The organism is Filimonas zeae, assembly GCF_014641615.1.
Classification (GTDB): Bacteria; Bacteroidota; Bacteroidia; order Chitinophagales; family Chitinophagaceae; genus Filimonas; species Filimonas zeae.
Genome location: NZ_BMIB01000001.1, coordinates 97,333 through 118,585, shown reverse-complemented (window position 1 = coordinate 118,585; position 21,253 = coordinate 97,333). Strand labels below are relative to the sequence as shown.

Genomic DNA, 21,253 nt, shown 5'->3' with positions numbered 1-21,253 from the left:
CCTGACTAATCCGAGCCCCTTGAAATACGGGGCCACCCTTCACTTTCTTTTCTCAGCCTATTCAATAGATTTGTGGCAATGAATAAACCGCTGGATATAAGGCAGGTGGAGAAAATCTCCAAGGCACTGGGCGATCCCTGGCGCATCCGCATTATTGAAGCGGTACTGAAAGAACAGGGATGGATGCAATGCAACTGCATTGTTGGAATGTTCGATCTGGCGCAATCTACTATCTCTCACCACGTTAAGCAGCTGATTGACGCAGAATTACTCATTGCAGAAAAAGAGGGCCGGCATGCACGATACCGGGTAAATGAAGAAGCATTCAACAGCTACATCCGGTTCCTCGCCCCCTTCTGCCAATAATTTTTTAGCCAATCAATCGAAATATTTCGTTTTATCGATTGAATATGTATCTTTGTACCCGGATCGATGATCCATTTTTTTAGCCTCAACAAATCGAAACATTTAGATACATAGATTAAAAGGGGCTGATACACGAAAACACGGTTTATGAAAATTGGATACCTGGCAGCAACTGCCGCTTTCAGAACAGAGACGAAGAGAAATAGTGGATTAATCAGCCGTACAAAGGCATTCCTGGCAAAACTGACTTCACAGCAGGCAGCCCCGCAGCAAGAGGCTACCTTACGTCAGTCTTATGCAGGCGTTAGAAAACCAGCAGGCACACGTGAAGAGCATCCGTATTCTACTTACGAGGTACTATCTTCTACATGGGCTTCCGAATACAATAACCCATAAGTCATTATTCAATGACTTTCCAACTGTAGCACACTATGAATAACAAGGGAATAGAAAAAATATCTAAAGCACTGGGCGATCCTTACCGCCTTAAAATACTGGAAGCGGTAAAAAAAGAGGCCGGGTGGATGCCCTGCAGCGCGGTACTGGACCTGCTGAATCTTTCGCAGTCTACCGTATCACACCACCTGAAGCAACTGATAGATGCAGACTTGCTCATTGCTGAAAAAGAAGGTCGTTGTGCCCGGTATACCATTAACCGCGAAGCATTCTGTGAGTATATAGAAAGTGTAACACTTTTTTGTAAGGGCGAAACTGTGTCGCTTGCAACAGCTCCGTAAAAGCACATACAGCAATCTTATAAAAAGAAAGGCGTCTCATGCTGAAATGAGGCGCCTTTTTTTAAAGTCCGCTCTTAACCCTTCTCACATCGTTTAATATGCTGAAGCCATAACCGGCTCAATTTCTTCTTCTTTATGGCTATACAATGCTGCAATAAAACCGGCAAACGTTCGGGCCAGAAACAACAGATCGCCAGCCGAATCCGCCCCCTGGTTGTGCCAGTAATAAATGGCACCCATGGTATGGCTTTCCAGTGAGTAAAATATTACATCTCCATTCACACCTTCAAACAGGGGAAAAAAACGAACAGCCAGCTGGTACTCGTTATGATACCTGTTCATATAATCCACTACAGAAGGCTGCGAGGTAAAACCGATAACAGCTTTTACCGGCACGTTGCCCGAAAGAAACTCTGGCTTGTCTTCCACCGGAATCAATACCTCACTGTGAAAAACAGATCCGCCGTAAGTAGTAATAAAATCAATTACTTCTTCTTCGGGCAAGGCCTGCATTCGACGTTGCACCTCATCCAGAAAACCAGAAATTTGTTCAGCTGTGTATACCGGAGTGGTATTATAAGAAGTAACACCGCCCAGTATCTCCAGCTTTTTGCTGATAATACCTTTCATAGGAACTGGCTTTAATTGATATATGAAGAGAAAATTATATGCCAATTTTAGTTAACTACATAAAAAATCCCCGTTATGTATAACGGGGATTTTTTATTGTATGTATGAAAGCATTATTATCCTCTGCCTCTTCCTCCAGGCCTGCTGCCTCCGCCACCAGCGGGTCTGCTACCACCACCACCGGAAGGTCGGCTGAAACCACCGCCAGAGGGGCGGCTGAAGTTGCCCCCACCCGAAGGGGCAGGCCGGCTAAAATTACCACCACTGTTTTGCGGACGGCCACCACCCTGGGGTGTGTTATTACGAAACTGTTGAAAGTTTTGTGAACGCTGCTCACCACGGTTTTGCATTTGCTGCTGCCGGTTCAGATCTCTGATGGTTTCTCTGCGGTTATTATCCACCGGCTGCCATTGCGATCTGTCGCGCTGTTGCCACTGGCCCTGATTGCCCCGCTGATACACATTACCACCACCATCAGTATATACCCTGCCGTTGTTGCTGCCGGGGCCTGCTACCCTGCCGCCGCCGTTAGAAGAACCGCCATTAAAGCCCGGACGGCTGCTGCCTGCACCACCGCGGCCACCATTAAAGCCATCGGCTCTGCCTGCGGGGCCGGGGCGGGATGAACCGCCATAACGCCCGTTACTCACTACATCATTACGGTAATTATAAATATTGTTTACTACCCTGCCTCCGTTATAGGCCGATCTGCCCCCCATTCTTCCACCGGGCAGCGGGCGGCTGTTACCACCGCGTCCATAATAGGAGTAACGTGGTCCGTAAAAACCGGGTCTGTAATAACCACTATGATAACGGAAAGGAGGACGATAAATAGTAGGTCCCCACCAGCCACCGCACCAACCGGGCCATGCAGAATAGCCAAAGCCACCGTTAAACCAGCCATGGCCGTAACCAAAGCCCAGGCTCCAGCCCCACCATGGGTTGTAACTTACGCCAAACCCCCAGGTATAAGGCCGTGGATAGTAGTACGAACCCCACCACGGAGTATAGGCGTAACCGGTACCGTAAATAACAGTACCACCATAAATAAAATTATTCAGATAACCAGGTGTATATCCCATATACACATAGTCAGGTGTAACATCGTAAATGTATACATACTTCAGGTTATAAGCCGGGCTGCTGGGCGGAATAGCATCTACCTCGGCAGGACGTTCTGTACTTACCTGCCATGGCCCGTCAGGACTATCAGATACAAACCATACACCTTTATCTACCGCATAATATCTGCCGTTATAACGGATAACAGAGCTTTGCGAGTTTACCGCATAATCCATCTGCGTACCATTAATCTGTTCAAACTTAGGCTGCCCATCATAGGTAACAGAAGTGGAAGCATTACGCCTGTCAACCTTAGCCGTTTGCGGAATCTGTGCATCCATCACCGCTTCGCGGGCGGCACTGGTACCCGGCACACTCGCCAGTACATTGTCTTTAGGCGAGCCTTCAGGTATTTTAGTAAAATCAGAAGGTAGCGCATTAGCAGCTACATAACTCCAGTTACCATTTAACTTATCAGCACGGTACCAGCGGCCGGACAGCAATACGTAATATTGCTGTGCATCGGTATCCAGAAACAGATCGTTCTCTGAATTCTCTGCATACTGTAAGCCGGTACCTGAAATATCTGTAAAAGAAGGATTACCCTGCGTTTGAATTAATTCAGCAGGCACGGTAGTGGTAATAATATCCAGCACCTGATCAGACTGTGCCACATCCGATGAATCACGATAGCCAGCCTCTGCATTGTTCTGGTTGTTTACCGCAGCAGCAACTTTATCCAGATTGTCTGGTGTATTGGCTGCATAGGCATAAGGCCCCAGTGGTTTAGGCGCCTTGTACCATTTTTTACCACCATAGAGGTAGTAAGCACCATCGTTGTTTTTAACAATGGTAAACGGTGAGTTTACAACTACAGATACTCCCCAGTCTTTATTCTCCTTAAACTTAGGCTCTCCATCAATGGAAACCAGCATAGATGGTTTGCTGGCATAAAACACCTTCGGTGCTTTGGTACCCATGTCCTGCGACAGCTTTTTCTGCTCTGCATTGGCTTCCAGTGAAGTAAGAATCACATCCAGTGGCAGATCGTTCTGCACCGCCGGTAACCCCGTCTCCAGGCTGGTTTTTACATAGCTGATGGTTGCCGCATCCACCTCTTCCGGAAACTTAATATTGGGTATGCGTACAGACTGTACGCTTATCCTGCGGTTATCCCGGTCTGTTTCCACCGTATTTACCGACCAGAAGGTACCAAACACCGGCTCACTCTGGGCATCTTTCTGAATGGAAACAGCAGCACGCGACTTAAGTATATTGCCTGAAAGTGATTCAGGTTGTGGTTCGTACACTTTGATGATGGAGCCGTTAGTAGAGTTTACTATTCTGGGCCATTCATCCTGCGCCCCCGCGGCATAAGAGCCGGCGACGAACAGGGTTAAAAGGAGTATTCTTAAGGTAGTCATAATGACGATTATTATTGCAAATTAGACTCCATATTGATACAATTGTTACTGCCACCCGGTAACATTATACAATCATTAACTATTCATCGGTCAGACATAAAAAACGGCCTTTTTCCGCAGAAAAAGGCCGCTATATACATAGTGCTGATTATCAGTTCTAAGGCACTTCTTTTAACAATTCTGTTACGGCTGCTTCCAGCTGCTGGTCTTTTCCTTTGCTCACCACATTATATTCATTCATCACTAAAATATCCGGCTCTGTCTGGTGGTTTTCCAGGTATTGCCCCTTCATATCCTTACAGCCCAGCGGCGGCACGCCCCAGCGGGTATTTCCATCCTGCAGGGCCTCCCAGCCGGCAAAAGTACAGGTACCCGGTACCGGCATGCCCACCAGCTTGCCCAGCTTCAGTTCCTGATAAGTATAGGCGTAACAATGCCCATCGCTGTAATTGGCCTCACCGGCAATGGAAATGCTGGGTTTAGTCCACCGGAAATTAGGTTCAAAACCAGCGCTACGGTTATCCGTGCTATAGTCCATAAACTTCTTTCCGCCCAGGAACATGGCCAGATCCGCTACCAGATCGCCCCCACCATTAAATCGCGTATCTATTACAATTCCCTTCCGGTTTACGTATTTGCCCATCATTTCTTCATAAGTGGTACGGTAAGCGCCATCGTTCATACCGGGTATATGCACATACCCCAGTTTACCATTGCTCAGTTTATCTACCTCTTCCTGGTTTTTACGTACCCACCTTCTGTAAAGCAAACCGCTTTCTTCACCCGGTGTAATGGGTTTAACCACCACTTCTTTACGGGTATTGCCATCAGCAATTACCAGCAGCGTGTTTACACCATTTTTGCGGTTCAGGTATTGGGCCAGGTCTTTATCAGCAGCAATGGTTTCGCCGTCTATAGCTTCTATAATCATACCCGGCTTAATTACCAGGCCTGCTTTATCCAGTGGCCCGCCCTTAATTACTTCTTCTATCTTAACACCATTGCCCTTGTAAGCAGCATCGTAAAAAGCACCTAACGAGGCAGTAATATCACCACCTTCCGCAGTGTTATAACTGGATGCGCCGCTATGGCTTACGTTCAGTTCACCCAGCATTTCGCTCAGTAATTCCGCAAACTCAATTCCATCCCCCACATGCGGCAGATACTTTTCGTAGTCCGCCTTATAACTATCCCAGTTTACCCCATGCATGCTGGCGGTATAAAATGTTTCTTTTGTACGGCGCCACACATGCTCAAACATAAACCGGCGTTCAGCAGCTATATCCAGCCTCAACTCACCATTCACAGAAACAGATTCGCGTTTACCGGCCGGCACTTCAATTTTAGAAATGCCCCCGTTAGAAGCCAGAAAAATATTCTTCTGCTCTTTATCCCACACAATGCTTCCCCCCTGCGCATTCAGCGCCAGCAGCATTTTGGTTTCTTTAGTACGCAGGTTGGTAGTCCACAGGTTGGTGCCTTTTTCAAAACGCGCCAGATAATATAACGTTTCACCGTCTTTGCTTACCAGCGCATCGCTTAAAGAGGAAGAATGAATAGTAAGCCTTGCTTTACGCAGCGTAACATCCTGCCAGTCTATTACCACACTGTCTTTCTTCGGCTCTTTCTTTTTGGTGGTATCTGCTTTTGCTTTGGTTTCCTCTGCTTCTTTCAGCAGTTCTGCATCTTCCTTGCTCAGCTTATACCTGTCAAAAGCCTCCTGCGTAAAAAACAGGCCATACACATCATTCTGCGCACCGCCGCTTTGTGCCACCGCTTTTAAACCATCGCGGTTGCTGAACCACAACATACCCTTACCACCCAGTATCCATTTAGGGTGCGAATCGTTAAAACCACTTTCGGTAAGGTTTACCACTTTGCCACTGCCATCTGCCTGTATCAATCCCACCTCACCGGGCGAAATACCGGGCATAGCATAATCAAACAATATCCATTTACCATCGGGGCTCCACTGAAAATACTGGTCGTTATCCCCCATAGAAAACAGCTCCTGATTGGTAAGCAGTGTACGCGTTTTACCAGAGGCTTTATTCAGCACCCGCAACGTCATACGATCTTCTACAAAAGCAACCTCTTTTCCATCGGGGCTATAAGCAGGCTGATAATTTTCATGGTCGTTACCACCAATCAGCAATGTTTCTTTTAACACGGTAGAAGCATAAAAATAAGGCTCTTCCTCGCGCTGTTTACGGGTTTCATATATCTTCCAGCTGTTACCCCGTTCAGAAGAATACAGCAATGTTTTACCATCAGGGGAAAAAGATACCGAACGCTCCTGCTCAGGTGTATTGGTAATACGGCGGGTAACACTTCCTTCCACACTGCTTACAAATACCTCGCCCCGGCTTATATAGGCCACCTCTTTACCATTGGGCGAAACAGCCATATCTCTTACGCCACCGCTTACAGGTATCACCTGCTCGTTGTTTGCCTTATTATCAGCAGCCAGCAGAATGGTTACCTTCTGTGGTGTACCACTGCCCTGCCAGGTATACAAATCGCCATCGCAACTGAAACATAAGGTACCATTATCTGCACGGCTTAAAAAGCGTACCGGGTGCTTTTTAAAAGCAGTCAGCTTTTGCGATGGGCCGCCCGCCAGTGGCATCTTATGCACGTTAAACGAACCGCTTTCCTCACTCAGATAATAAAGGGTTTTATCTCCATCACCCAGTACCGGGCTCCTGTCTTCTCCTTTAAAAGAAGTAATACGGGTATGGCTACCGGTTTGCTTATCGTACACCCATATATCGCGTGTAATAGAAGAAGTATGATGCTTACGCCAGGTATTCTCACCCCCCTTTTTATCCTGATATACCAGATAGCGCCCGTCTTTACTCAGCTTTACTTCCTCTGCCGGTGTGGTTAATAGTTGCGTAACCCGCCCACCTGTAATACTTACCTGATACAACTCAGGTAAAGAAGCAGCAGGAAATGCCCTGTTAGTAGCCGCATCCATGCGCGCACTGCCAAACAAAACGTTCTGGTTATCGGCTGTAAACTCGTACGGATACTCATGGGCAGAATGGTAAGTAAGTCTGCGTGGCTCGCCGCCGGTAGCAGGCATTACAAAAACATCCATGTTACCAAAACGGTCGCTGGCAAACGCAATGCTTTTACCATCATGGCTCCATACCGGCATATAGTCATGCGCGGCATGCTGGGTAAGTGGTACTGCCGTACCGCCACCGAAAGCCACGCGGTACAAATCGCCTTTATAAGTAAACACAATTGTTTGTGCATCGGGCGATATAGCAGCGTAACGCAGCCATCCCGGTGTAAGCTGGGCAGCCATGCGCTGCATAGGCGCAGCAGCCAGCAATAACAGTATTAATTTTCTCATATTGAATAAAAAAGAAAGTTACCATTAAGATGTATAAACCCATCGCTTTTTATGATAAAAGGCAGGCAATCCTGTATATTGCCGGTGATTGTTTTACCTAAACTACTTTGCCATGTTCATCATTTCCCGGCGCCTGTTCGCCTTCGGCTTTTTACTCATAGCCTGTTGCAACCCGTTGTTCAGCCAGTCTGCCTCTAAGCCACCTGCCTTTAAAGTAATTGGTTTTTATACCGCCAAAAGCGATCAGGCACATATCAGCTTTGTACACGAGGCCAACCGATGGTTTGCCCAAACAGCGCAGCAGCAGGGCTTTCAGTACGACTCTACCAATAACTGGAACAACCTCAATACTCCGTTTTTATCACAATACCAGGTGGTACTGTTTCTGGATACCCGGCCGGAAGATTCTGCACAGCGCGCCGCTTTTCAGCAGTATATGGAACAGGGTGGCGGCTGGATAGGGTTTCACTTTTCGGCATTTGCACTTACCCCTTCCGCTTTTCCGCAAAACTGGAACTGGTACCACCATACATTCCTGGGCTCCGGCGAGTATGGCAGTAATACCTGGCGCCCTACCAGTGCCGTGTTAAAGGTAGAAGACAGCCTGCACCCCGCCACACGACACCTGCCTGCACGTTTTAAAGCTTCGCCAAACGAGTGGTACCGCTGGGGTAACGACCTGCGTAAAAACCCGGATATACGCATTCTGCTTGCCATAGATGCGTCCAGCTTTCCGCTGGGTACCGGCCCCAAACAGCACGAAATATGGCAAAGCGGCTATTACCCCGTGGTATGGAGCAACCGCAAATACCGCATGTTATACGTTAACATGGGGCATAACGATATTGATTACGAACATGCGCCGCACAACAAAGACTTATCGCAAACATTCGATAATCCGGTACAGAACCAAATGATAACAGATGCCCTGTTATGGCTGGGCAATGCCAATAAAAAATAACAACATTACAGCTTACTTCAGGTGTTCCTCTATCAGCTTTACCAGCGCTTCAAACTCTTTAGGTTCAAAGCCTTTGGATTCAAAGAGGATGGTTCCCTTTTCATCTACCAGTATGTTACGGGGAATAAACTGTGTGGCAAAGCGGCTGAATATAGCACGGTCGGCATCGGGTAATATGGGAAAAGTAAAGCCTTTCTTTGCCTTATAAGGCAACAACTTATCCCAGTTCTCCTGCCGGCCAAAAACAAAAAAAGCAAAGCGGGGGTTAGCTTTATACTTATCCCACACTTTCTGCGCTTCCGGCAGTTCCGCATTACAGGGCGGGCACCAGGTAGCAAACAGGTTAATCCACACCAGCTTGCCCCGGTAATCTTCAATACGCACCTTTTTACCCTTCTCCGTTTCAAACGTAAAAGAAGGCACAGTATCTCCTGTATGTATCAGCGTGGTAGTATCCTCCTGTGCAGTAAGCGCCAGCGGCAATGCCAGCATAAGCATCCATAAAACTGTTGTTTTTCTCATAATACGTGTATAAGGTTGCTTACAAATATACCAAAACCTGCAACCGCTACTCTGCTTTTAAACTGGCAACAGGCGATAAAATTGCCGACTTCACCGCCTGAAAGCCGATAGTCAGCAGGGCCATGGTTACTGCTATGCCACCCGCCAGCATAAATACCCACCCGCTGAGTGTTATGCGGTATACAAAATGCTGCAGCCAGCTATACATGGCCCACCATGCCAGCGGCGTAGCTATTACAATAGCCAGCAACACCAGCTGCATAAAGTCTTTGGCCAGCAGCCCCGCAATACCCGTTACAGAAGCGCCCAGTACCTTACGTATACCCATTTCGCGCCTGCGCTGTTCTGCCGAAAACACAGCCAGCCCAAACAGGCCCAGACAGGCAATAACCACCGCCACGCAGGTAAACCAGGTTACTATGCGCGAGGTACGTTGTTCTTTCTGGTAATTACGTTGAAAATCCTGATCTAAAAAGGAATACGCAAAGGGGGTGCCTGGTAACAATTTATGCCACGCAGCTTCCATACCCCGCAGCAGCTGACTATAATCATTGCTGTTAATACGTGCAATAAGGTAACTGTATTTACTGCCTATACCACCTGCAATAAACCCGAAAGGCTGTATAGCAGTGTGCATACTCTCAAAATGAAAATCTTTTACTACGCCCAGAATGGTTGCAGACTGGTAATCACCCTTACCCGCATCGTAATACACCTTTTTACCCGGCGCATCCGCTACTGTATACCCCAGTTGCTTTACAGCCGTTTCATTCAGAATAAGAAGAGAATCGTTCGTTACTCCCTTCCCCCCTTCTCTAAAGCCATTGCCGCTTAACAAAGTAAAGCCCAGAGAAGAAAGATAATCCGGCGCTATGGTAGATAACCGGATATCTACAATATCTTTTATACTTTTTCCTTCTGCATAAAACAACATATCGTTCAGCTGCGGAATACCCGGATAAGCATTGCCACAGGTAACAGATGCTACCCCCGGTTGCTGCAACAATTCGTTTTTCAGCGATACGTAGTTACTCTCCGTATTATTATACCCCATTTGTAAAGGCAGCACTATCTGCTGCGTTTGCTGAAAACCCAGTGGCCGCTGCTGCGTATAACGCAGTTGCTTTGTAATTACCAGCACCGCTATAATTAAACATACCGATATAGTAAACTGAAACACCACCAAACCCTTACGCACAAATACAGCCGCCATGGTGTTGCGTATTTTACCTTTTAATACAGCAGCAGGCCGGAAAGAAGAAAGATATAAGGCAGGATAAGCACCCGCCAGTAAACCGGTAACCAGGGTTAATACCACAGCCCAGCCCCACAGGGCAGCATAATCTGTCAGCTGCAGGTGCTTTTGCGTAAGACTGTTAAAAGCAGGCAGCAGCAATACCACTATACCCGATGCCAGTACCAGGGCCAGCACACTCAGCAGCAATGCCTCGCCCAGAAACTGCAGCACCAGCAAATGCTTTTCGGCGCCCATTACCTTGCGTACCCCCACTTCCCGCGCACGGCGCTGCGAGCGTGCTGTAGACAGATTCATAAAATTTATACAGGCTACCAGCAGAATAAAAGCACCTATAGAACCCAGTATGTACAGATAGGTAATATTACCATTCGCAGCTATTTCATTGCCCAGGGCAGAATGCAGATAAATATCCGGTACCGCCTGCAGAAACAACTGTTTGGAATAACCGGCCGCCTTCATTTCAGCACCTGCCTTACTATCAAAATAAGTATTCAGCTTGGTTTCAAACAAAGCCTTATTGGTATAGGGTTTTAGCTTAATGTAGGTAAAAAACACATTGTTATTAGCCCATTGACTCAGGTTTTGCACCCAGTTCCACATATCGCTGTTACGCATGCTCATATAATACTGCGCCGGTATATGCGAAGGCTGCTGCTGAAACACGCCCGTAACCGTGTAACCAAACACACCAAACGGGGTTGTTACCTTCATAACCTTACCCACCGGGTTAGCATTGCCAAAATACTTTTTACTTAACACGGCAGACAGCACTATAGAGTTAGGTGCCTCCAGGGCACTATGTGGGTTACCATAAGTAAAAGGCATATCCAGTACCCTGAAAAAACCCGCATCGGCATAATACCCATTGGTTTCAAACGCCTGCTGCTGGTGCGCCCCTTCTTCATACTTCAGCAGCATGGTAGCTATATCAGGAAAAGTAAGCAGCCGCGCCGCCTCTTCTACCTCTGCAAAATCCTGCCGTAAACCGGCAGCCACCGGTGCAGAGGTAGCCGCCCAGGTTTCGCCTTTGGCCGATTTGCTTACAACCCGGTATAACCGGTTGCCATTGGCAAAATGCTGATCGTACCGGCTTTCATCGCAGATAAACAATACAATCAGCAGGCAGGTAGCCAACCCTGTAGCAAGCCCAAACAAATTAATGAAAGAAAACATCCGGCTGGCAAGCAGGTTGCGGATGGCTATTTTGATATAATTTTTCAGCATAGCAGCGTGAATTACAGGTTATACAGAACATCTGTACAACAAAGGCCGCCAATCAAATGCCAGGCTCTACCCTTTTTATTTTCAACCACTTACACCCTGCAAGCCCCGTACGGTGTACGGTTTTAGTACAAACACTGTTCACTTGCAACCATCCACAGCTAACCCAGCGCCTCTTTATCCCGCAGTGGTTTTTCGGCGCGCTGCGGCAGTTTAGCAGCCGGTATCAGTGCCAGCAGAATCAGTACCGCTGTAAACAAAAAACCATCCTGCAACGCAAAGTGCTCAGCCAGTTGTGTATTATACCCCCGCTGCAGATAATGGTTGTAAATATAGCTATGCATAGCACCACTGATAGCAATACCTACCGAACCACCCAGCTGCAGCATAAGGCTGTTTAACGAGGTAGCAGTAGCAGTTTGCGACCGCTCCACCGAATTAAGCAATGCGGTAGATACCGGTGCAATCAAAAAACTAATGCCCAGCCCACGCACCAGCATGGCCAGAATAATAAACCAGATAGTAGTACCTATATGAATACGGGCAAACAGAAAAAAGGAAGCAGACACCAGCAGAATACCTGCAAGAGATATATTCCGTATCATTCCCTTATCTGCCATTTTACCCGCCGCAGGCCGCGTAACCAGCATAATCAACGCATTGGGCAATATCAGCAACGCACTCTCAATTTCAGTATATCCCAGCAACCCCTGTAGCAAAAAAGGCAGAAAAAACATGCCCCCGAATAAAGCCAGTGAGCGGATGGCTACTATAATAAACGCCCGGTTAAAGCCTGCTATGCGAAACACCGACAAATCCAGCAAAGGCTGCGGCCGCCTGGCAGAAAGTATAAAAAGCCGGAATAACAGCAGCGTTACCAGCACCCCACCAATAAACTGCCACGATAAAAAACCATGCGATGCGCCGGCGCTGGTAAGCGTCCATTGCAGCAGCACTACAAACCCTACAAACAACACATAACCCTTTATATCAAAAGGTGGGGTATACCGCGGCCATGCTTTTAAAAAGCCCAGATAACGCACTGCCATAGCCACTGCTACCACACCAATAGGTATGTTTACATAAAAAATAGATTCCCACCCCAGGTACTGCGTAAGCACACCACCCAGCGTAGGCCCCAACGCAGGCCCCATTACGTTACCAATACCCCACCAGCCAATAGCACTGCCACGCTCTTTTTCAGGAAAACTTTCCGATAATATGCCCAGCGATACAGGTGCAATAGCGCCCCCGCCAATAGCCTGTACCACACGCGCCAGCACCAGCATGGTAAGGCTGCCGGATAAGCTGCACAGCAGCGAGCCCAGCGTAAACAAAATAATACTGACTATATACAGATAGTAATATCCAATGCGGTTTTTAAACCAGTTGGTTAAAGGTATAAACAGCAGAAAAGTAATCATGTAAGCAGTAATCACCAGCGATACCTCATCCACCTCTACCCCAAATTTCCGCTGTATAACAGGAAGCGAAACGTTTACAATACTACTGTCAATGGCCGCCATAGAAGTACCAATCATCAGCGTAATCAACACCTTAACCTTGTTCATGCGCATCCTGTTTTAGAAATAGTTGCCGTACAATACTTATACCACGCCTGCTACCTCTGGCACTATTCGTGTTACATCTGTAAAATAAGCATCCTTTATGAAAAAACTGGTAACAGCAGTTATCCTTATAACATGTATGCTCACAAACCACAACACCATGGCACAAACCGGCAGCAATACCACTACTAAATACCGTAAAGTACCGGCAGGCTACCTGATGGTTTTAACCCAGGGCGACAGCATTATGGCAGAACTGGAAAAGCTGGCAGTAAACCAGAACCTGCCCGCAGCCAACTTTACAGGAATGGGGTTTGTAAACATTCAGTTCGGCTATTTCGATTTTACAGAGAAGAAATACCACCCCAAAAACTTTGACAATGTAGAACTCGCTTCCATGCATGGCACCATTGCCTGGCAAAAGGGCAAGGTTTCTATACACGCCCATGGCGTAGTAGGCGATAAGGACTTTAATGCCCGCGCAGGCCATATACTGGCCGCAACAGTAAGCACCGGCTCAGTAGAAATACTGATAACAACACACGATAAAAAGCTGGAACGGATAAAAGATGAAGAACTTGGCGCTAATGTACTAAGCCTGGATTAGCAGTTATATTTGCATACAATGATCAGCGCCGGAAACATTCTCTTTAACGCATTAAAACATCACCGCAGCAGTATGCTGCAGCTGATACACGCGCAAACCCCGCAAACTATCTATTGCGCGCTGCAGCCACTGGGCAATGCCCTTATGGATGTGTATTACGGTCCGCTGGAAATACCCGTCATATTTGAAGAGGTTACGGAACACCTGTTACAGCTGAATATACAGGAGGAAGCTGCCTACATGCAATGGCTGCAGGCTGGCGGAGGCTACCGGGAATGCACTTTGTCCGATGGTTCCCGGTGGATATTCTTACAAGGCAACGAGCCGGGCAGATATGTACATATTCACCCGGCCCGTTATTCCGCTTATTCGGTACGTATAAAAGCCACTACACTTAAAACAGCATTGGCATGGATAATTTGCAATCCCGGCAATTCAGTGCCCGACATCTTATCACTGAATCAGCTACGGCAGCAGGTACTGCAACTATCACCGGTAAAAGATACCAGCCAGTGCAGGCAACTTACCAAAACACTGGCGCTGCTACAGCAAAGTTAGCGGAGCGTAATTTTCCCGGCCGAAACCTCAGCCTTCGTGGCATCTCCATTACCATCTAAAGTCGGGTACAATTGTTCCACTGCAATAGTATTGTTATCCAGCCACTTCACACGGCCGGGCCCCCATTTGGTAAGCGATACATCTCCGGTATTTTCCAGCGCACCGTTATCATTGGTAAACACCTGAAATCCGTTAGGAATAAAACCTGCCTCCAGATCGTAAGAAGGGCAGATCAGCATTTTTTTATCCGGGCTTATTACAGGTTTGCCCCATACATGAATATTAGCCCCGGTACTGCGGTTAAGCAACACATAGTCACCCGCTTCGTAATAAGTGCCTATCAGGCAGTAACAGTTAATCTCAGGTAAATAGCTATCATAATAATAGTGCGCATAATCGTCGCCGTCAGAATTGTTATTCACCATTGCAACAGGCTCACCTTTATCAACCGGCAGCAACAGGGTATCCCCTATACGCTTTACACCGGTAGTCCTGGCCAGAGCAGCCTTTTCAGCAACATCCATTTCTGTAACATCCTGCTCAGGTTCAGTGGGGAAAGGAGATTGCTCCATAGGTACTACATAATAAGTACGTTCTCCCATTGTAAAAGTATCCGCAAGGGCATTGCTGGCACCTGTAGTAACAGGCGGTACAGGTGTAACAGCCGTTGCGGCAATAGTAGCGGTAGTGTCAGCGGGCTTTTCCTCAGCCGGAACATTGTTGCAGGCCAGTGCTAGTAAAACCGGCCATGCTAATAGGGCATGTTTATTCATATGTGGCCAAAGATATATAAGAAACATGCATACCGGCAGCACAGGCTCTGTAAATCGTACAAGTTATTGCGCCAATTGTATAATGTCTGTTCCGCTGAATAACCTCAATTTTGACAGTGAGTTACTATTTATGTTTCACCGAGAGAAAAAACTACTATGATCGGCCCCTCATTATACCGCCCGCTTCCGGCCAGAGGAATTCCCCTGTTTCCGGAAAAAGAAAAAGCAGCTGCCAGGCCTGCTGCCGCAAGCCTTACAGAGCAGCCCTACCGCAGCACGGCAGTAAAAAAGGTATTGCTGATAGAGGATGATGAAGATGATCAGCTGTTTTTCCGCGAAGCCATAGAAGAGCTGCACATACAAATTAAACTAAGCACCGCCGCCAATGGAATGGAAGCCATCAGCAACCTTACCCGGTCCGCACAACTGCCCGATCTGATTATTATGGACATAAACATGCCTTGTATGAATGGCATGGACTGTTTAAAAACGCTGAAAGCAAATGCCCGTTTTCAATCTGTACCTGTAGTAATTTTTACCACCTCGCAAAACCCTGCTGATAAACAAAAGGCACTGGCCTTTGGTGCCGCACATTTTTGCATAAAACCACCCGGCTTTGCGCTGTTAAAAAAGCACATAGCCGGGATATTGGATTTGTTTACCTGATAACTAAAGCGCATTACGGTATCTGGCCAGATGATCCAGCTCGTAATCAATATCGCTTTCATGCCGTTCCAGCAGAAACTGAATATCTTCATGCGCCTGCACATGCTCCAGCACAGTACGGTAAGCCCGCTGCAAGGCCTGTTCCTCTTTCTCGCAAAAAGTAAGAAACTGAAGTCTGCCTCTTCCTTCCGGCATAACCTGCTCCTCTTCCCACAAATGATATACCTCACCGGGCTTTTTGGCATGCATAGAAATGCCATCCAGCTGACTGATCTTGTCTGTTAACTCCTGCTGATATACAACACTTTGTTGTATCATATCCGATAATATCCCAGCCATATCCAGTTCCAGTTTTTCACCGGTGCGCTTAATCTGCTGGTACTTCACCACCCGTTCACCATTAATAATGGCCAGGTCGCGTAACAAAAACAATGGTATGGATGCGTTACTCATAGGCTGAATTTTATGCATGACGATGATGTGGGTGTCTTCCTGCTCCTCCCTCATTACCGTGATTAACAGGAAGATGTGTATCCACGTGGGCAGGCTTATCTTTGGTTTGGTTACGCTTGCCTGCGTACGATACCATAATAGAAATCAATGCCCCTGCACCAAAATTGCAGATAACGGCGTTTACGTAAATCATAAACAACCAGCCCGAAGGCCTTATTACTTCAGCATTAGCGGGTGCATTATTCAGAATAGCATCTGACGACTTTGCAGTAAACAAACCGGGCTGAAAAGCTACCATAAGTAAAGTGGCAACCAGCACAGAAATAATAACACCACATATTGTAGCCAGGTGGCCCGACATAAGCATAGATACCGCACGGCTTTTATCGTACGGGCGGTACAGCAACCGCATGTTATAATAAAAGATTACCAGAAAAAACAGTGCATTACCAATATACAGGTAGTAACTGTTCTCATACCGGTTATTTGTCAGATAAAAGAATAAAGGTATCAGATACAACAAGGCAGCCATAGCGCCAAAAAACAGATACTCTGTTAAATGCTTTTTATTAAACGTGGGCGTTTTCATAATGTTCGTTTACAGCACACCCTAAAAAACCATTCCATAGCATGGCTGAAAAACAAACACCCTTGCACATATCCCATCGTTTCCCCTATTGTCCTTTTCCTGTAACAATAGGGCCTCACCCACACAACACCTACACACAAATTGGGTACTTACCGGGAAGGATAAGACGCTGGCGCAATAGCTTTCGGCGTCCAGTCGTTCAAAAAGCCCAGAACCTTCGTAACACTGTGCCCGTTGCCTTCTTCCAGGTAACTGCTGTTTTGGGTATGCAGCCTGCTACCATTACCATCCAGCACTACAAACACCGGAAATCCAAAACGTTGCGGATATCCCAGCCCTGCCAGCACTTTTTCATTCTTATTTTCCTTACTGTAGTTTACATGCACCACTATGTAATTGCTTTCCATGGCGGTACGCAACGTATCATTCTCCGTTACCAGCTTATTAAAACGCAGGCACCAACCACACCAGTTGCCACCAATCTGTAAAAACACATGCTTATTCTCCGCCTTTGCCTTTTTTACCGCCGCAGCAATATCAGCTGCAGCATCTGCCTGTATATTATATATTTGTGGCTTATCCTGTGCATTGGCACATACTATACCGGCAACACTCAGAAACACCGCCAGAAAAACCCTTTGTAACATAGGAATATTGTTAAGAAATTAAAGATAAAACACCCACCTTAATAACCATACACATTTAACAAACACACCAGCCTGGTTCCATACCCCTGCTTTACTTACTGCCGGTAAAGCAGCTTGCAGGTAGTACCCTTCACTTTAACCCCGGGCGAGCATTTTACCACCACATCCTCCTCTTCCGTAACCCCACAGGTATCACCATCTTCAAACACCACATCATTCTCTATAATGTAATGCGCCATATTAAACAGAAATGCTCTCACATCCTGCCCGTCCGCAACCGAATCAACAATCTCCAGTTCAGCTTTGCCAAAATCTTTCAGTCCGTTTGTATAGCCCGAAACACCTTTATCCCCGGCCTGCACAGCAAAATACATCCACAGGTTCAGCGGAAAGTAATCCTCATCCATATCCTCAGCTTCATCCAGATATACCTCTTTTGCAATCAGCAACTGCTGGCTCGGCATATAAACGCCCACCGCTTCCGTAGTACGCAGTAAAGCACAAAGCACATCTGTAAGAATTACAAAGTGCTTCAGCACATCATCCGTTTTGTTTTCAGAAACCGCCACTACCAGATGGCTCTGATGGCCTTTAACATCGTTCAGTACAGCAGGCCACTCGTACGCCCTTTTGGCAGCCGTCTGTATATCACCTGGTGCTATAGGCTGCGTTACAGTAGAAATGGCCACGGCAGCGCCTTCTATATTCAGCAGCAGCGTACTGCCATCCTTTACCAGTTCCTCCATATCCGCATCAGAATACTGAGCAAAGTCTTTGGCAAAACGGTCTGCATTCATAGCAGCACGCCCCTTCAGCAAAATCATTCCGGTAAGCATACACCTGTATTTGCGCCAAAGCTATAGCATTTCATGCCCGTATTAAAACAAACAGCGGCCTCTTTATCAGAGTACCGCTGCTCAGGTTGTAATATCCAGGGGGTATTTGCAAAATAATTAGTTCAGCAATGCCTTTTCCAGCATTTGCTTCAGCTCCGGCGTGGAGGGCCGCGGCGCATCAACCGATACAATATTGCCCTTTTTGTCAAACACCATAAAACGCGGAATGCCGTTTACGCCATAAAACTTTGCCATATCACTCCAGCCAGCCGCAAACAACTGAACGCCGCCCAGCTTTTTCTCTTCCACAAAACGCTTCCACTTCTCTTTATCTTTTGCCTCATCAACCGATATGCTTACAAAAACCACGTCCTTGCCATGCATCTCTCCTTCCAGTTTCTGCAAATGCGGTATCTCTGCCTTACAGGGGCCGCACCAGGTAGCCCACATATCCACCAGCACCACCTTACCAGCCATATCTTTCAGCGATACTTTTTTACCACTCATATCCGGGTAAGAAAAATTATATCCCACAGTACCTGCTTTAAAAGTGCTTACCGCTTTCAAAGCTTCAAAATAAGCCTGCTGAAATGCCGGCAATTGCAGGTATTGCTGATAAGGCTTCATACTGGTTTGCAAGTCCTCATAGGTTTTATACCTGTCAAAAGTAGCAGCCAGGTAAGCCCCCTTTACGGTATCGTTACCTAGTAGCGCTATCTGCTTTGCCAGCAACTCCGCACGTTCCGGCTTACTGCCTTCGTTATAAAACGCCTTCATACTGTAAGCGGTTACATACCTGCTCAGTAACTCAATACCATTGCCCAGCTGCAATACATCACTGCTGGTATAACGGCCATCTTTGGTTACGGTGTTATAATAAGCAGGCATAGGATAATCTTTGGGTGCATGAACAGGCCGGGGTGTATACAGTAAACTAAAACTGGCAAACTCAATATCAGCATCTACTGCCATCTTCAGCAAAGCATCAAAACGGTTATTACCGGTATGCAAACTTTTCTTAAATGCCTCCGCTTTAGGCAACGCAGCCTCCAGTGCCGGAAAATAGGAATGATAAGTAACCGTATCGCCCCAGAAGCGAAAACCACCTTCCAGTGTATAAGCAATCTCCTGCCATTGGTAAAGGGCTTTATTTTCAGCACCTCCCTTCACCAGCGCAGCATGGTACTTTTTATCAGTAATATTCAATTCAATTTGCTCACCCGGCTTCAGATAAACGCGTATAAAATCACGTCCGGCCTTTCCCTTACTCATAGCCACCAGGTAATAAAAACCCTCTTTAGGCTGCGGCAGTGCAAACGCAAAACGTTTTTCGCTGTCAAACCGCGTAGTAGCATAAGCCACCATCTTACCATTTACCGTTTCCATCAGCTGCAACCCTTCTGCACTACTCTCTGCTGCACGGCCGCAGATAATAGCAGGCACTGTCTGGGCGCAAAGCGATAACCCGGCCGCTGTTACAGCCAGCGCCGTTAACCATAATCCCTTTTTCATAATTTGTTATTAGTTGGTTGAAAAAGAAGCGCCTGTACTAAGGCGCTCTCTTAAATGTAATCTCATGAATCAATCCAAAACCCGTGTAAACATTCCGGTAAGTATCTCCCGCAAAAGCACCGGTAGCGGCCAGCGGAAACTGATATACCTTACCCGCGCCACCCTCGTTGGTAGCAATAGCTATCAGGTTATAGTTATCAGGGTCAGCAGTAAGCTTACTGTTGTAATACAGCTTCATAGCCCGTATTTCGGTACCAGGTGCAAACGTGTAAATAACACGGCTGGTATGCGCCGGTATATCCAGCAGATATACCTTGTTACCATAAGTGTAATACAGAAAATTCAGCTTGCGCGACATAACATAACTGCCCGCATTAGCCAGCTCCGGCTGAATGCCCAGTGCATCTATAGCCGTACCAACATCTGTTTTTGTAAGCTCCAGTTTGTAGATATACAAAGAATCATCTTCATTATTTTTAAACAAACAGTTATACACGTCACTACCACTGGTGGCACCCGTAAAAAGCAGCTTTTTGCCAATCTTATTCGGATTAAACACCGCAGCAGAGCCCGGAGCAGGAAAATCATTAAAATCATAATAGCTTTCATCCTGCTTGTAAAAACGTTGCCCCAGATTATCATACCATACACAGCCCTGTCTTACGCTATACATTTCGTAAGGGGCAATATCATGTGTACCCACTGGTGGCAAACCAAACTTAGGCACACCCGGCCCATTGGTAGAAAAAGAATACAGCTGCCCGTTATTCAGCAACCGCTCGCTGCTGCCGCCCATAATAAAATATTCCTGTGGCTTAACTACTGCGGGCGTGGCATAAAACCAGCTGCTAAAGCTGTTCAGCTTCTGAAAATTCGCATAGTACAACTGCTCACCCTGGTTAGGAGACATTACATAAATCTTCTGAGCCCCAACACGGTCGCGCACCACAGCAACACGTTGCGTACCCGCAGGCAGTTTAATTCCATTATTAGCGCCGGAATAAACAGTATGGTATACCTGCCCCGAAGGCAAAATAATAGCCATATCGCAGGCACCGCTGGCTTCTTCCACCACAATCCATCCTTCGTTTAAAACGCTGGTAATATTTATTACAAAAGACTTCCGGTACGCAATACCCGTTTTACCATCGGTAATAAAGTAATCCAGCGTATACCGGCCTGGTGCATTCACAATCTTTGAAGTAAGATTATGATCCGTACCCAGATAATAGCGTGTTAAAGGCGTAACCGATTCATATAAAATCCACTCATAAGTAAAGGCAGAAGTATCCGTGTTCAGTGCAGTAAGCTGCGTTACCACTTTCAAAGTATCCTGTAAAAGAATATTCACCGTATCAGGTATGCTTGCCGCAATTTTTACAGTTTTGGCTTCAGCATAAGTGTAATTTCCTTCATCCTTATAACATCCCTGCGCAGCCAGCACCACCAGCACAAGCACCGGTATATATTTAAATAACAATTTCATAAATAAAGTTTAT

General features: G+C 46.7%; 20 protein-coding genes. 7 read left to right on the top strand and 13 right to left on the bottom strand.

What is annotated here, in order from left to right:
• The first annotated feature begins 78 nt into the window (after positions 1 to 78).
• The 3 genes from IEY13_RS00515 (at position 79) to IEY13_RS00505 (ending at position 1,103) form a co-directional block, all read left to right on the top strand.
• Positions 79 to 366: an ArsR/SmtB family transcription factor gene (locus IEY13_RS00515; RefSeq protein ID WP_188949620.1), complete on the top strand. Its 288-nt coding sequence runs from the start codon at positions 79 to 81 to the stop codon at positions 364 to 366.
• Between the two features lie 147 nt (positions 367 to 513).
• A complete protein-coding gene (locus tag IEY13_RS00510; protein WP_188949618.1) occupies positions 514 to 762 on the top strand; it encodes a hypothetical protein in 249 nt (82 codons plus the stop codon).
• A gap of 35 nt (positions 763 to 797) precedes the next feature.
• The gene (locus tag IEY13_RS00505; RefSeq protein WP_188949617.1) at positions 798 to 1,103 is read left to right on the top strand and encodes an ArsR/SmtB family transcription factor; all 306 of its coding nucleotides are present in this window, start codon (positions 798 to 800) and stop codon (positions 1,101 to 1,103) included.
• Positions 1,104 to 1,196: 93 nt separating this feature from the next.
• Here the strand turns inward: IEY13_RS00505 and IEY13_RS00500 are convergent, their stop codons facing one another.
• The 3 genes from IEY13_RS00500 to IEY13_RS00490 all read right to left on the bottom strand — a co-directional run bounded on the left by IEY13_RS00500 (position 1,197) and on the right by IEY13_RS00490 (position 7,583).
• The gene (locus IEY13_RS00500; RefSeq protein ID WP_188949615.1) at positions 1,197 to 1,733 is read right to left on the bottom strand and encodes an SMI1/KNR4 family protein; all 537 of its coding nucleotides are present in this window, start codon (positions 1,731 to 1,733) and stop codon (positions 1,197 to 1,199) included.
• Between the two features lie 116 nt (positions 1,734 to 1,849).
• Complete coding sequence (locus IEY13_RS00495; protein WP_188949613.1) at positions 1,850 to 4,219, bottom strand: hypothetical protein; 2,370 nt, start codon at positions 4,217 to 4,219, stop codon at positions 1,850 to 1,852.
• A 157-nt stretch (positions 4,220 to 4,376) separates the two neighbouring features.
• A complete protein-coding gene (locus IEY13_RS00490) occupies positions 4,377 to 7,583 on the bottom strand; it encodes a S41 family peptidase (RefSeq protein ID WP_188949611.1) in 3,207 nt (1,068 codons plus the stop codon).
• A 112-nt stretch (positions 7,584 to 7,695) separates the two neighbouring features.
• Here IEY13_RS00490 and IEY13_RS00485 point away from each other — a divergent pair, with 112 nt between their 5' ends.
• Complete coding sequence (locus IEY13_RS00485) at positions 7,696 to 8,544, top strand: ThuA domain-containing protein (RefSeq protein ID WP_188949609.1); 849 nt, start codon at positions 7,696 to 7,698, stop codon at positions 8,542 to 8,544.
• Between the two features lie 12 nt (positions 8,545 to 8,556).
• Here IEY13_RS00485 and IEY13_RS00480 read toward each other — a convergent pair whose 3' ends face one another.
• From IEY13_RS00480 to IEY13_RS00470, 3 genes are all read right to left on the bottom strand, one after another.
• Positions 8,557 to 9,066: a TlpA family protein disulfide reductase gene (locus tag IEY13_RS00480; protein WP_188949607.1), complete on the bottom strand. Its 510-nt coding sequence runs from the start codon at positions 9,064 to 9,066 to the stop codon at positions 8,557 to 8,559.
• Positions 9,067 to 9,112: 46 nt separating this feature from the next.
• Positions 9,113 to 11,548 (bottom strand): ABC transporter permease, encoded by a 2,436-nt coding sequence (locus IEY13_RS00475; RefSeq protein ID WP_188949605.1) that lies wholly within the window; start codon positions 11,546 to 11,548, stop codon positions 9,113 to 9,115.
• A 158-nt stretch (positions 11,549 to 11,706) separates the two neighbouring features.
• Positions 11,707 to 13,116, bottom strand: coding sequence for a DHA2 family efflux MFS transporter permease subunit (locus IEY13_RS00470; protein ID WP_229687651.1), 1,410 nt, complete (start codon positions 13,114 to 13,116; stop codon positions 11,707 to 11,709).
• 136 nt (positions 13,117 to 13,252) lie between these two features.
• On the opposite strand from IEY13_RS00470, the gene IEY13_RS00465 reads away from it, so the two are divergent.
• Both IEY13_RS00465 and IEY13_RS00460 read left to right on the top strand, forming a co-directional pair.
• Entirely contained in the window at positions 13,253 to 13,720 is a 468-nt protein-coding gene (locus tag IEY13_RS00465; protein WP_229687650.1) for a PPC domain-containing DNA-binding protein, read from the top strand.
• A 72-nt stretch (positions 13,721 to 13,792) separates the two neighbouring features.
• Entirely contained in the window at positions 13,793 to 14,278 is a 486-nt protein-coding gene (locus IEY13_RS00460) for a hypothetical protein (protein ID WP_188949599.1), read from the top strand.
• Here the strand turns inward: IEY13_RS00460 and IEY13_RS00455 are convergent.
• Positions 14,275 to 15,051 carry a hypothetical protein gene (locus tag IEY13_RS00455; RefSeq protein ID WP_188949597.1) on the bottom strand — a complete coding sequence of 259 codons (777 nt, stop codon included), beginning with the start codon at positions 15,049 to 15,051 and terminating at the stop codon, positions 14,275 to 14,277. The two genes, IEY13_RS00460 and IEY13_RS00455, sit on opposite strands and share 4 nt — an antisense overlap.
• 156 nt (positions 15,052 to 15,207) lie before the next feature.
• Here IEY13_RS00455 and IEY13_RS00450 point away from each other — a divergent pair, with 156 nt between their 5' ends.
• Positions 15,208 to 15,717 (top strand): response regulator, encoded by a 510-nt coding sequence (locus IEY13_RS00450; RefSeq protein ID WP_188949594.1) that lies wholly within the window; start codon positions 15,208 to 15,210, stop codon positions 15,715 to 15,717.
• 3 nt (positions 15,718 to 15,720) lie between these two features.
• Here the strand turns inward: IEY13_RS00450 and IEY13_RS00445 are convergent, their stop codons facing one another.
• From IEY13_RS00445 to IEY13_RS00420, 6 genes are all read right to left on the bottom strand, one after another.
• The gene (locus IEY13_RS00445) at positions 15,721 to 16,170 is read right to left on the bottom strand and encodes a hypothetical protein (protein WP_188949592.1); all 450 of its coding nucleotides are present in this window, start codon (positions 16,168 to 16,170) and stop codon (positions 15,721 to 15,723) included.
• A gap of 10 nt (positions 16,171 to 16,180) precedes the next feature.
• Positions 16,181 to 16,759 carry a hypothetical protein gene (locus IEY13_RS00440; protein WP_188949590.1) on the bottom strand — a complete coding sequence of 193 codons (579 nt, stop codon included), beginning with the start codon at positions 16,757 to 16,759 and terminating at the stop codon, positions 16,181 to 16,183.
• 149 nt (positions 16,760 to 16,908) lie between these two features.
• Positions 16,909 to 17,406, bottom strand: coding sequence for a thioredoxin family protein (locus tag IEY13_RS00435; protein WP_188949588.1), 498 nt, complete (start codon positions 17,404 to 17,406; stop codon positions 16,909 to 16,911).
• Between the two features lie 95 nt (positions 17,407 to 17,501).
• Complete coding sequence (locus IEY13_RS00430) at positions 17,502 to 18,242, bottom strand: DUF4261 domain-containing protein (protein ID WP_188949586.1); 741 nt, start codon at positions 18,240 to 18,242, stop codon at positions 17,502 to 17,504.
• 117 nt (positions 18,243 to 18,359) lie between these two features.
• A complete protein-coding gene (locus IEY13_RS30075) occupies positions 18,360 to 19,754 on the bottom strand; it encodes a TlpA family protein disulfide reductase (RefSeq protein WP_229687649.1) in 1,395 nt (464 codons plus the stop codon).
• Between the two features lie 37 nt (positions 19,755 to 19,791).
• Entirely contained in the window at positions 19,792 to 21,240 is a 1,449-nt protein-coding gene (locus IEY13_RS00420) for a PKD-like family lipoprotein (protein WP_188949584.1), read from the bottom strand.
• Positions 21,241 to 21,253 lie beyond the last annotated feature (13 nt).

Bases quoted from the DNA above. Each gene is read 5' to 3' on its own strand.
- IEY13_RS30075 (WP_229687649.1), bottom strand. From the start codon at position 19,754: ATGAAAAAGGGATTATGGTTAACGGCGCTGGCTGTAACAGCGGCCGGG.
- IEY13_RS00485 (WP_188949609.1), top strand. From the start codon at position 7,696: ATGTTCATCATTTCCCGGCGCCTGTTCGCCTTCGGCTTTTTACTCATA.
- IEY13_RS00515 (WP_188949620.1), top strand. From the start codon at position 79: ATGAATAAACCGCTGGATATAAGGCAGGTGGAGAAAATCTCCAAGGCA.
- IEY13_RS00470 (WP_229687651.1), bottom strand. From the start codon at position 13,116: ATGAACAAGGTTAAGGTGTTGATTACGCTGATGATTGGTACTTCTATG.
- IEY13_RS00495 (WP_188949613.1), bottom strand. From the start codon at position 4,219: ATGACTACCTTAAGAATACTCCTTTTAACCCTGTTCGTCGCCGGCTCT.
- IEY13_RS00440 (WP_188949590.1), bottom strand. From the start codon at position 16,759: ATGAAAACGCCCACGTTTAATAAAAAGCATTTAACAGAGTATCTGTTT.
- IEY13_RS00450 (WP_188949594.1), top strand. From the start codon at position 15,208: ATGATCGGCCCCTCATTATACCGCCCGCTTCCGGCCAGAGGAATTCCC.
- IEY13_RS00455 (WP_188949597.1), bottom strand. From the start codon at position 15,051: ATGAATAAACATGCCCTATTAGCATGGCCGGTTTTACTAGCACTGGCC.
- IEY13_RS00510 (WP_188949618.1), top strand. From the start codon at position 514: ATGAAAATTGGATACCTGGCAGCAACTGCCGCTTTCAGAACAGAGACG.
- IEY13_RS00420 (WP_188949584.1), bottom strand. From the start codon at position 21,240: ATGAAATTGTTATTTAAATATATACCGGTGCTTGTGCTGGTGGTGCTG.
- IEY13_RS00430 (WP_188949586.1), bottom strand. From the start codon at position 18,242: ATGCTTACCGGAATGATTTTGCTGAAGGGGCGTGCTGCTATGAATGCA.
- IEY13_RS00490 (WP_188949611.1), bottom strand. From the start codon at position 7,583: ATGAGAAAATTAATACTGTTATTGCTGGCTGCTGCGCCTATGCAGCGC.
- IEY13_RS00500 (WP_188949615.1), bottom strand. From the start codon at position 1,733: ATGAAAGGTATTATCAGCAAAAAGCTGGAGATACTGGGCGGTGTTACT.
- IEY13_RS00445 (WP_188949592.1), bottom strand. From the start codon at position 16,170: ATGAGTAACGCATCCATACCATTGTTTTTGTTACGCGACCTGGCCATT.
- IEY13_RS00465 (WP_229687650.1), top strand. From the start codon at position 13,253: ATGCTCACAAACCACAACACCATGGCACAAACCGGCAGCAATACCACT.
- IEY13_RS00475 (WP_188949605.1), bottom strand. From the start codon at position 11,548: ATGCTGAAAAATTATATCAAAATAGCCATCCGCAACCTGCTTGCCAGC.
- IEY13_RS00460 (WP_188949599.1), top strand. From the start codon at position 13,793: ATGCTGCAGCTGATACACGCGCAAACCCCGCAAACTATCTATTGCGCG.
- IEY13_RS00480 (WP_188949607.1), bottom strand. From the start codon at position 9,066: ATGAGAAAAACAACAGTTTTATGGATGCTTATGCTGGCATTGCCGCTG.
- IEY13_RS00435 (WP_188949588.1), bottom strand. From the start codon at position 17,406: ATGTTACAAAGGGTTTTTCTGGCGGTGTTTCTGAGTGTTGCCGGTATA.
- IEY13_RS00505 (WP_188949617.1), top strand. From the start codon at position 798: ATGAATAACAAGGGAATAGAAAAAATATCTAAAGCACTGGGCGATCCT.